This is a genomic window from Sandarakinorhabdus sp., assembly GCF_031422795.1.
Taxonomy (GTDB): Bacteria; Pseudomonadota; Alphaproteobacteria; order Sphingomonadales; family Sphingomonadaceae; genus Sandarakinorhabdus.
Genome location: NZ_JANPML010000313.1, coordinates 1 through 2,453, shown reverse-complemented (window position 1 = coordinate 2,453; position 2,453 = coordinate 1). Strand labels below are relative to the sequence as shown.

The 2,453-nt window shown below is 65.6% G+C and carries 2 protein-coding genes; both read left to right on the top strand.

Annotated features, from left to right (window positions below):
* The coding region (locus RMO81_RS11410) for an MMPL family transporter (protein ID WP_310476001.1) at positions 1-2,206 on the top strand (2,206 nt) is incomplete at its 5' end.
* A 60-nt stretch (positions 2,207-2,266) separates the two neighbouring features.
* The coding region (locus tag RMO81_RS11405; protein WP_310476000.1) for a hypothetical protein at positions 2,267-2,453 on the top strand (187 nt) is incomplete at its 3' end.

Sequence of the window (2,453 nt, the reverse complement as noted above, 5' to 3'; positions counted from 1 at the left end):
CCAGGATGTCTTCGAAAGCCGCAACACGCTGGCCTTTCTGATCAAGGACGGCACGCCCGCGGCGCGCGTGGCGGCGGCCTGCACGCTTTCGCAAGGCCTCACCCGTTTGCCCGGCATCGCGGCCGGACGGGTTTATGGCGTCGGGTCTTCGACCATGAAATATCTGGCAGATGATCGCGGCGATCTTGTTGTCAACGGCCTTGACCAGTTGTGCGCCGACAAGGCCGGCCTGTCTGCCGCTGTCAGCGCCGGCCTCGGCCCTCAGGCCTCGCTGGTGCAGGCGCCTGATGGCTCGCTCACGGTTTATGCTGATGTCGCGGTGGCCAGCGGCAGTTTCGGGCCGCTGCTGGAAAAAATCGACGCCATCATCGCCCGCGCGAGTGGCGGCGGCGTTGCCATCGCCTATTCCGGCCAGCCGGCATTCCTGGCCCAAAATGACATCTATTCCAAACGCATCGCCTATTTCTTCCCCGTCATCATGGCGCTGATCCTGTTGCTGCACTGGGAGGCGCTGCGATCGATGCAGGCCGTGGTGGTGCCGATCTTCACCGGGCTTACGGCCACCTTGATCGGGCTTGGCCTGTATGGCTGGCTGCGGCAGCCGCTCGACACCTATACCGTGCTGGCCCCGGTGCTGATCCTGGCCGTTGGCGCTGGCCATTCGGTGCAGTTGCTCAAACGCTATATGGAAGAAGTGCGCGGTCGGACGGAAATTGGCCAGCAGGCAACCCGCGAGGCCAACGCCGCCGCCATCATCGCCACCATGGCCGCACAAGGCCCGGTGCTTGCCATCGCCGTGGCCGGCGCCGCCACCTGCCTGTTCTCGCTGCTGCTGCTCGATGTGTCGGCCCTGGCACGCTTTGGCCTGCTGGCCGGCATCGGCTTGATCGCCGCGTTGGTGCTGGAATTGACCGTGGTGCCCGCCATCCGCGTGCTGCTGCGCCGGCCGATCATGCGGCCCGGCTATGGCGATCTCAGCCCGATGTGGCAGGGGGCATTGCGCCGCGTTGCCGAAACGGCGTTGACCGGGCCGGCCGGGCGCATCGCGATCGGGATCGCGGTCTGTGTCGCTGTGCTGATCATCGGCGTTTCGCGGGTCGCGGTATCGCATTCGATGGCGATCTACACCGCGCCTGATGTGCCGGTGCAACGCACGGTTGCCGAACTCACCGCTGCTGGCGTCGGGCCTTATGTCATGGACGTGATGATCGATACCGGCCGCCCTGATGGCGCCTTCGATCCCGCAGTCCAGTCGGCCCTGCTCGGCCTGGAAAACCGCATGGCCGACGATGATGCGGTGCGCGCTGTGCTGTCGCCGGCTGGCATCATCCGGTTTCTGGGCTGCCGCTTTGCCGGCACCGCTGCCGACACTGGGGATTGCACCTCAGCCACCGCCGCCTCGGCCGACGAAAGCCGGCAGATCTGGACCGTGCTGTTCGGCGGCGGCCGCGCGGTGGGCTTGATCGACGATAGCGGGCGCTACCTGCGGCTGCGGGCGTTTATCGCCACCGATGAAACCCGCGTGGCCACGCGGTTGATCGATACGGTGCAGGGCTATGCTCGCGCCAAGGGCCTGGCCGTCAGCATCGGCGGTTCGGCGGTCACGGCCAAGGCGCTGGCCGATGGGATCGTCAATGTCAGCCTGGAAAAGGCCGCGCTGCTGTTGGTCATCGTTATGGTGATCGGCGGCCTGGTGTTCCGTTCATGGGTGATGGCGCTGCTGTTCCTGATCCCTTCGGCCCTGACCATCGCGACCAATTTCGCCTGGCTGGGTTGGACCGGTACCACGCTGAATGTCGCCACTGCCGCGGTTGCCACCATCGCGGTCGGCGTCGGTCTGGATTATCTCATCTACTTCACCTTCCGCATCCGCGAAGCGCTGGATCAGCGCCTCGGCTATCTTGATGCCATCCGGGTTGCCCATGCGTCGGCCGGCGGCGCTGCGGTCTGCGTCGCGATGGCCGTCGCGGTCGGCTATGTCGTGCTGCTGGCCTCACCGGGCTATCTGGTTCACCACTGGATCGCAGTGCTGGTGCCGGTCACCATGCTGGCATCGCTGGTCGGCACGCTGTTCGTCTTCCCCTTCGCGCTCCGCTTGCTGCGGCCACGCTTCACGCCGAACGCAGATGTTTTTCCCGACTGGAACCAGTCCACGGCCGAGTTGTTGCCGATGGTTGTGCCAGTCAAGGAACGGAACGCAGGCTAAATATTGGTCAAAAGGGCAGCCCGTGTTAGCGTCGTCGAAATTGGATGGGGACAATCGGGCATGAAGATTGTCATCGCCATCGGAATGGCGACCGCGCTAACGATCGCCGCTGCTGCGCCAAGCTTTGCCGCAACCGCCCTCCCTGCCGCGCTGCAAGCCCGGCTCGCCATCAGCGCCGCCGCCATGGCCGATCCCGACAGCATCGAGCCCAGCCGCCAGGTCGATCTCGCCCGCGCCCACCTGACGC